The organism is Pedococcus sp. NPDC057267, from assembly GCF_042668795.1.
In the GTDB taxonomy this organism is placed as follows: domain Bacteria; phylum Actinomycetota; class Actinomycetes; order Actinomycetales; family Dermatophilaceae; genus Pedococcus.
The window spans coordinates 1-6,681 of the sequence record NZ_JBHUYG010000152.1 but is presented as its reverse complement, the minus strand read 5'-3'; the positions used below and the strand labels follow the sequence as shown (position 1 = coordinate 6,681).

Here is a 6,681-nt window from a genome sequence, read left to right as displayed (position 1 = left end):
CGGCCCCTCCGTCGTGCAGGTGCTGGTGGCGGTCAGGCGCCGTAGGGCTTGGCGGCCTTGACCGTGACCTCGATGGTCTTGCCGTTGGGCGCGTCGTAGGACGCGGAGTCGCCGACCTTCTTGCCGTTGATGGCCGCGCCGAGCGGGGACTTCTCGCTGTAGACCTCGAGGTCCGAGCCGTCCGCGATCTCGCGCGAGCCCAGGAGGAACGTCATGTCGTCGCCGAACATGTCGACGGTCACGACCATGCCCGGCTCGACGATCCCGTCGTCAGCGGGCTTGGTGCCCACGACGGCGTTCTCGAGCAGCTGGGTCAGCTGGCGGATGCGGGCCTCCATCTTGCCCTGCTCCTCCTTGGCCGCGTGGTAGCCGCCGTTCTCCTTGAGGTCGCCCTCCTCGCGCGCCGCCTCGATGCGCTTGGCGATCTCGGTGCGGCCTTCCCCGGAGAGCTGGTCCAGCTCGGCCTTCAGGCGGTCGAAGGCGTCCTGGGTCAGGTAGCTCGCGGTGGGGGTCGCGGTCTCGCTCACGGTTGTACTCCTTGGCTGGGGTCCCGCCCGGCGCGGTGTCGGCCGGTGTGCGGGGTGCTACGCAATGCGGCCCGGACCCGCGCCACGCAGGTGGCGGGAGGTCCAGACCGCTCGGTGAATGGACAAGTCTAACGCGGCCCCGTCCGAACGGTCCATTTCGTTCCGTCCCCGGCGCCGTGCCCGAGGGTATGCCGGGACGCCCCCTCGCGTCCGGGGTTTGCGCCCGTCGGGACCGCGAACCCGCTGGTCAGGACGGGTCGCAGGTCTTGACCGTGCCGGTGACGGCCCGTGCGGCCGTCCGCACGACGACCACCTGGTGCACCGACTTCTCGGAGGACGCCGGGACCCGGACCTCGAGCGTGCCGACGACGCCGAAGGACTGGTCGAGCGCGTTGACCTGGCACGTGACCGCCTCGCCCGAGGGGCGGTGCACGTCGAACTCGACCCGGACGCTGCGGTCGTCGACGACCTTGTAGCCGGTGTCGACCCAGGTCACCCGGCCCACCGAGTTGGCCAGCCCGAGCCAGACGGCGAGGGCGGAGGCGAGTCCGATGCCGACGATGCCGACGACCCACCAGCGGCCGGTGCCGGGCGCGGGGCGGGGGAGTGGCATGACGAGGCCTTCCGGTGCGGTGAGAGGATGGGACCAGGTGGTGTCCGCGTGCTCGCGGACACCCATTGTCCGTGATGACCCAGGAGACGGTGACAGTGGCTGACCGGTGGCGGCTCATGGCGGTGCACGCGCACCCCGACGACGAGTCGAGCAAGGGCGCGGCGACGATGGCCAAGTACGCGGCGACGAGCGCCGACGTCCTCGTCGTGTCGTGCACGGGTGGTGAGCGTGGCGACGTGCTCAACCCCAAGCTCAAGGGGGACCCGCAGATCGAGCGCGACCTCCCGCAGGTCCGCCGGGTGGAGATGCGCAAGGCGCAGGAGATCCTCGGCGTGCAGCACACGTGGCTCGGCTTCGTGGACTCCGGGCTGCCCGAGGGCGACCCGCTCCCGCCGCTCCCCGAGGGCTGCTTCGCCCTCGAGCCTCTGGAGGTGACGACCGAGGCCCTCGTCCGCGAGATCCGGCGGTTCCGCCCGCACGTCATGACGACGTACGACGAGAACGGCGGCTACCCCCACCCCGACCACATCATGACCCACCGGGTCTCGATGGCGGCGTTCGCCGCTGCAGGCGACCCCGACGCGTACCCGCACGCGGGCGAGCCGTGGCAGCCGCTGAAGATCTACTACAACGCGCACAACCGGGCCAAGTACGTCGCCTTCCACGAGGCCTTCCTCGCGGAGGGCAAGGAGAGCCCGTATGCCGAGTGGCTCGAGCGGTGGACCGAGGAGAACGCCCGGACCATCACCACTCGCATCTACTGCGCCGACTTCTTCGACCAGCGCGACCAGGCGCTCCTCGCGCACGCCACGCAGATCGACCCCGACGGGCACTTCTTCCAGGTGCCGAGGGACCTGCAGGTGCGGATCTGGCCGACCGAGGACTTCGAGGCGGCGGTGTCGTACGTGCCGGTGGAGCCGGTGGAGGACGACCTGTTCGCCGGGATCGACGACGTCGCGACCGGCGACGTCCTGGCCACGAAGGCCGGGCTCGAGGTCGCGTACGACGGCCGCGTGGCGGTGTCGGCGTGAACGGCGCACCGTCCTCGCTGGTCTCGCCGGGACTGTGGGGCTTCGTCGCCTTCTTCGTCCTGGCGATCGCCCTCTACCTGCTCATGCGGAACATGAACGCGCGGATGCGCCGGATGTCCTACCGCGCCGAGGAGCTGCGCAAGGAGGCCGAGGCGGAGGCCGGGCGTGACCGCCCCGCTGCCTCGCGGGCGCCCGAGGCCGACGGGCCTGCGGCCGGAACTCCCGGTGACGGCACGGGCGCCGACGGCACGGGCACCCCGGCCGGCGACGGCCAGGACGAGCAGCACCGCACCGCCTGACGACGCGTCAGGCGGTGCGGGATGCCGCGTCAGGCGTTGGTGCGGTACAGCGACATCGACGCCGCGATGTAGTGCACCGCGAAGGCGGCCACCGTCAGGGTGTGGAAGATCTCGTGGAACCCGAACCAGCGCGGTGAGGGGTTCGGCCGCTTGATGCCGTAGACGAGTGCTCCCACGGTGTAGAGCACGCCGCCGACCGCGATGAGCGTCACGATCGCCGGGCCGCCGAAGTGCAGCAGCGGGCCCATGTAGAACACGGCCACCCAGCCGAGGGCGACGTAGATGGGCGTGTACAGCCACCGCGGTGCGCCGACCCAGAACACGCGGAACAGCACGCCCGCGATGGCGCCGATCCAGACGATGAGCAGCATCTGGGTGGCCTGCGCCCGGGGGAGCAGCATCGCGAACGGCGTGTACGTGCCCGCGATGATGAGGAAGATGTTCGAGTGGTCCATGCGCTTGAGCACGGCCGCGACCCGGGGCGACCAGTTGCCGCGGTGGTAGACGGCGGAGGTCCCGAACAGCAGCCAGGCGGTGACCGAGAAGACAGTGGCCGCGATGCGTGCGGGTGTGGTGGGGGCGAGGGCGATGAGGACGATGCCCGCGGCTACTGCCAGGGGCACCATGCCGGCGTGCAGCCAGCCGCGCAGACGCGGCTTGACGGCCGCCACGACGGCCTCGATCGACCCCTGCTGGGGGGACTCCGGGCTGTGGTGGGTGGGCGTCGGGGTCATGGCGGCAGCATAACCTACGCAGACGTAGGTTACCGGCCAGTAATCTGTGAGGTGGGCCGCACGAGGAGCGACTGGGTGCTCCGCCCGACGAACCCACGCTCGTCGAAGAGCTCCGCCGCGGCCAGCCCCACGGCCGTCCCCGCGAGGGTCGTCTCCGCCCGGAGCCCGACCCACTCGCCTCCCGGCTCGCGCACCAGGTGGGCCGTCAGCTCGGTGTTCATGAACTGCCACCGGGCGACGTCGAGGGCCGCGCTGGCGCCCGACGCCGAGTCGACGCACGCGAGCAGGCGCTCCACCGGCGCCCACGGCTCGCCCGGCACCAGCGAGTGGCGTGGGCGCATCCACACCGTGGCCGGACCGGGCTGCTCGAGCGCGCCGTCGACCCACGACCACTCGATGGCGTCGAGGTAGCCGGGGCTCCAGCCGGGCGGTGTGCCACGCGTCGACCCGGTGCCCGGGCCGGGCGGCAGCGCCGGCGCCGGCGTGGCGGGTCCGCCCTCGACCCTGGGCCCGAGCCAGCAGGCAGCTCGGGCGACGACGCGGTCCGCGTCGAGGTCGGTCAGCCGGCACTCGACGAGCTCGACGCTGCGCCCCGGGCGGGCGACGCCTGCCTGCACGCGCAGCCGCCCCACCGGGACGGGGCCGAGCAGGTCGGCGGTGAACCGCATGAGGACCCTTCCCGGGTCGGCCACCCGCGCGGCCTCCCGCGCCATGAGCGCCATCGGGGGGCCGCCGTGCTGGGCCGCCGGCGACCACGGGCCTGCGGTGTGGGTCGTCGAGGTGACCACCGTCGCGTCGGGGGTGACCTCCTCGAGCAGGTAGAAGGACTCCTGCGCGCCGGACATGGGGCCATCCTGCCGCACCGCCGGCGCCTGACAGGGGTAGCGTGGGACGTCGGGCGGAACCGTCGTCCCCGGACCACGTGAGGAGTCGTTGTGGCGCTGTCCGACCTCCTGTATGCGGCATACGAGCGGCGCCTGAGGCGTCGCCTCGACAAGGCGACGCTCCCCCGCCACGTGGGGGTGATGCTCGACGGCAACCGGCGCTGGGCCGCCGCCCGGGGGCACGGGACCAAGGAGGGGCACCAGGCCGGCGCGGACAACATCGCCAACTTCCTCGAGTGGTGCGAGGAGGCCCGGGTCGAGGTCGTGACGCTGTGGCTGCTGTCCACCGACAACCTCAACCGGCCCGAGGCCGAGGTGGTCCCCCTGCTGTCGATCATCGAGAACGCCGTCACCGACCTCGCCGCGACCCAGCGCTGGCGGATCAACCCCGTCGGGTCGCTGGACCTGCTGCCCGCCGAGACCGCGCGCAAGCTCAAGGAGGCCGCCGACGCGACTGCTGCCGTGCAGGGGATGACGGTCAACGTGGCGGTCGGCTACGGCGGCCGGCAGGAGATCACCGACGCGGTGCGCTCGATGCTCACCGCCCACGCGGCCAACGGCACGACGATCGAGGAGCTCGCCGAGACGCTCCAGGTCGAGCACATCGCCGAGCACCTGTACACCAAGGGGCAGCCCGACCCCGACCTCGTCATCCGCACGTCGGGGGAGCAGCGGCTCTCCGGGTTCCTGCTGTGGCAGTCGGCGCACTCGGAGTTCTACTTCTGCGAGGCCTACTGGCCGGACTTCCGCCACGTCGACTTCCTCCGCGCCCTGCGCGCCTACTCCGAGCGCAACCGCCGCTTCGGGGGTTAGCCGACGGACGAGGGCTCCGCGGGGGCTGGCCGCCGGACGAGGGTTCGGCGGCGGCTGCGGCGGGTCCCTGCACGAACGGCCGGGGACGGCCTCGGGCCAACGGGTTAACTCTGCGAGACACGCCGCGATCCTGCGCGTCGCGGGCCCGCGCGAGCCGTAGCGTCAGCGCTGACGCAGGGCACCCGTCCGGCGTTCGGGAGGTCCACCACATGGGGCGAACTCAGCTCCGGACGGAGGGCCGGACCCGGCCCATCCGTGGGTGGGCGTGGTCCCGGCACCTGGTTCGCGAGTAGGCGCACTGCGCCGGCCGGCGCGCTGTGCCGAGGAGAGACATTGGCCTCGAACGCTTCGACTCCCGACTCCACCCGTCGCGCCCGCTCCGCGCGCGGCACGGCGCCCGCTCAGGCCGACCCGGCCGCCACGAGCGCCGTCACCCGCCGCAAACCGGCCCGCCGCACGTTCGTCCTCGACACCTCGGTGCTGCTCTCCGACCCGCGGGCCATGATCCGGTTCGCCGAGCACGAGGTCGTCCTGCCGGTCGTGGTGGTCACCGAGCTCGAGGGCAAGCGGCACCACCCGGAGCTGGGCTACTTCGCCCGCCAGGCGCTGCGCCTGCTCGACGACCTGCGGGTCCGCGAGGGCCGCCTGGACGCCCCGGTGCCGGTCGGCGACGAGGGGGGAACCCTGCGTGTCGAGCTCAACCACACCGACCCGACGAGCCTGCCCGCCGGCTTCCGCCTCGGCGACAACGACACCCGCATCCTGGCGGTCGCCAAGAACCTCTCGCTCGAGGGCCACGACGTCACGGTCGTGAGCAAGGACCTGCCCATGCGGGTCAAGGCGTCGGCCGTCGGCATGCAGGCCGAGGAGTACCGCGCCGAGCTCGCTGTGGTCGACTCCGGCTGGACCGGCATGGCCGAGCTCGACGTGACCGTCGAGGAGATGGACGCGCTGTACGAGCACGGCCGGGTCGAGAACGAGGCGGCAGCCGAGCTGCCGTGCCACACCGGGCTGGTGCTGCTCTCGCCGCGGGGAAGCGGCCTGGGGCGCGTGGGGGCCGACAAGCAGGTGCGGCTCGTCCGCGGTGACCGCGACGCGTTCGGGCTGCACGGCCGCAGCGCCGAGCAGCGCATCGCCCTCGACCTCCTGCTCGACCCCGACGTCGGCATCATCAGCCTCGGCGGCCGGGCCGGCACCGGGAAGTCGGCGCTGGCGCTGTGCGCCGGGCTCGAGGCCGTGATGGAGCGCCGCCAGCAGCGCAAGGTGGTCGTCTTCCGGCCCCTGTATGCCGTGGGCGGCCAGGAGCTCGGGTACCTCCCGGGCAGCGAGCAGGAGAAGATGGGGCCCTGGGCACAGGCCGTCTTCGACACGCTCGGGGCGCTGGTCTCGCACGAGGTGGTCGAGGAGGTCATGGACCGCGGCATGCTCGAGGTGCTGCCCCTGACCCACATCCGCGGTCGCTCCCTGCACGACGCGTTCGTCATCGTCGACGAGGCGCAGAGCCTCGAGCGCAACGTCCTGCTGACGGTCCTGTCCCGGGTCGGCCAGAACTCCCGCGTGGTGCTCACCCACGACGTCGCGCAGCGCGACAACCTGCGCGTGGGACGCCACGACGGCGTCGCGGCCGTCATCGAGGCCCTCAAGGGTCACCCGCTGTTCGCCCACGTGACGCTGACCCGCAGCGAGCGCAGCCCGATCGCGGCGCTGGTCACGGACCTGCTGGAGGGCCTCGAGGTCTGAGCCCGCACCGACGACGTCCGGTGGCGCGCCGCTCCCGAGC

8 protein-coding genes are annotated in these 6,681 nt (G+C 72.5%); 4 read left to right on the top strand and 4 right to left on the bottom strand.

The window, feature by feature from the left end; genetic code table 11:
- Window positions 1–32: 32 nt before the first annotated feature.
- Both greA and ACFUC1_RS19925 read right to left on the bottom strand, forming a co-directional pair.
- Window positions 33–527: a transcription elongation factor GreA gene (greA, locus tag ACFUC1_RS19930; protein WP_379122930.1), complete on the bottom strand. Its 495-nt coding sequence runs from the start codon at window positions 525–527 to the stop codon at window positions 33–35.
- Window positions 528–774: 247 nt separating this feature from the next.
- Complete coding sequence (locus tag ACFUC1_RS19925; RefSeq protein WP_379122928.1) at window positions 775–1,140, bottom strand: DUF4307 domain-containing protein; 366 nt, start codon at window positions 1,138–1,140, stop codon at window positions 775–777.
- A gap of 74 nt (window positions 1,141–1,214) precedes the next feature.
- Here ACFUC1_RS19925 and mca point away from each other — a divergent pair, with 74 nt between their 5' ends.
- Both mca and ACFUC1_RS19915 read left to right on the top strand, forming a co-directional pair.
- Window positions 1,215–2,171, top strand: a complete 957-nt coding sequence (gene mca / locus ACFUC1_RS19920) for a mycothiol conjugate amidase Mca (protein WP_379122934.1) — start codon at window positions 1,215–1,217, stop codon at window positions 2,169–2,171.
- Window positions 2,168–2,470 (top strand): hypothetical protein, encoded by a 303-nt coding sequence (locus ACFUC1_RS19915; RefSeq protein ID WP_379122926.1) that lies wholly within the window; start codon window positions 2,168–2,170, stop codon window positions 2,468–2,470. The genes mca and ACFUC1_RS19915 overlap by 4 nt, the downstream gene beginning before the upstream one ends.
- 29 nt (window positions 2,471–2,499) lie before the next feature.
- On the opposite strand, the gene ACFUC1_RS19910 is transcribed toward ACFUC1_RS19915, so the two are convergent.
- Window positions 2,500–3,204: a hemolysin III family protein gene (locus ACFUC1_RS19910; protein ID WP_379122925.1), complete on the bottom strand. Its 705-nt coding sequence runs from the start codon at window positions 3,202–3,204 to the stop codon at window positions 2,500–2,502.
- 29 nt (window positions 3,205–3,233) lie between these two features.
- Window positions 3,234–4,049, bottom strand: a complete 816-nt coding sequence (locus ACFUC1_RS19905) for a thioesterase family protein (RefSeq protein ID WP_379122923.1) — start codon at window positions 4,047–4,049, stop codon at window positions 3,234–3,236.
- A 90-nt stretch (window positions 4,050–4,139) separates the two neighbouring features.
- Between ACFUC1_RS19905 and ACFUC1_RS19900 the strand changes: the two genes are divergently transcribed.
- Both ACFUC1_RS19900 and ACFUC1_RS19895 read left to right on the top strand, forming a co-directional pair.
- The gene (locus ACFUC1_RS19900; protein WP_310150263.1) at window positions 4,140–4,901 is read left to right on the top strand and encodes an isoprenyl transferase; all 762 of its coding nucleotides are present in this window, start codon (window positions 4,140–4,142) and stop codon (window positions 4,899–4,901) included.
- 501 nt (window positions 4,902–5,402) lie between these two features.
- Window positions 5,403–6,641, top strand: a complete 1,239-nt coding sequence (locus ACFUC1_RS19895) for a PhoH family protein (RefSeq protein WP_379122932.1) — start codon at window positions 5,403–5,405, stop codon at window positions 6,639–6,641.
- Window positions 6,642–6,681: the final 40 nt, after the last annotated feature.

Excerpts from the sequence above, each read along its gene's own strand:
- mca (WP_379122934.1), top strand. The coding sequence starts at position 1,215 with ATGACCCAGGAGACGGTGACAGTGGCTGACCGGTGGCGGCTCATGGCG.
- ACFUC1_RS19910 (WP_379122925.1), bottom strand. The coding sequence starts at position 3,204 with ATGACCCCGACGCCCACCCACCACAGCCCGGAGTCCCCCCAGCAGGGG.
- ACFUC1_RS19895 (WP_379122932.1), top strand. The coding sequence starts at position 5,403 with ATGATCCGGTTCGCCGAGCACGAGGTCGTCCTGCCGGTCGTGGTGGTC.
- ACFUC1_RS19925 (WP_379122928.1), bottom strand. The coding sequence starts at position 1,140 with ATGCCACTCCCCCGCCCCGCGCCCGGCACCGGCCGCTGGTGGGTCGTC.
- ACFUC1_RS19905 (WP_379122923.1), bottom strand. The coding sequence starts at position 4,049 with ATGTCCGGCGCGCAGGAGTCCTTCTACCTGCTCGAGGAGGTCACCCCC.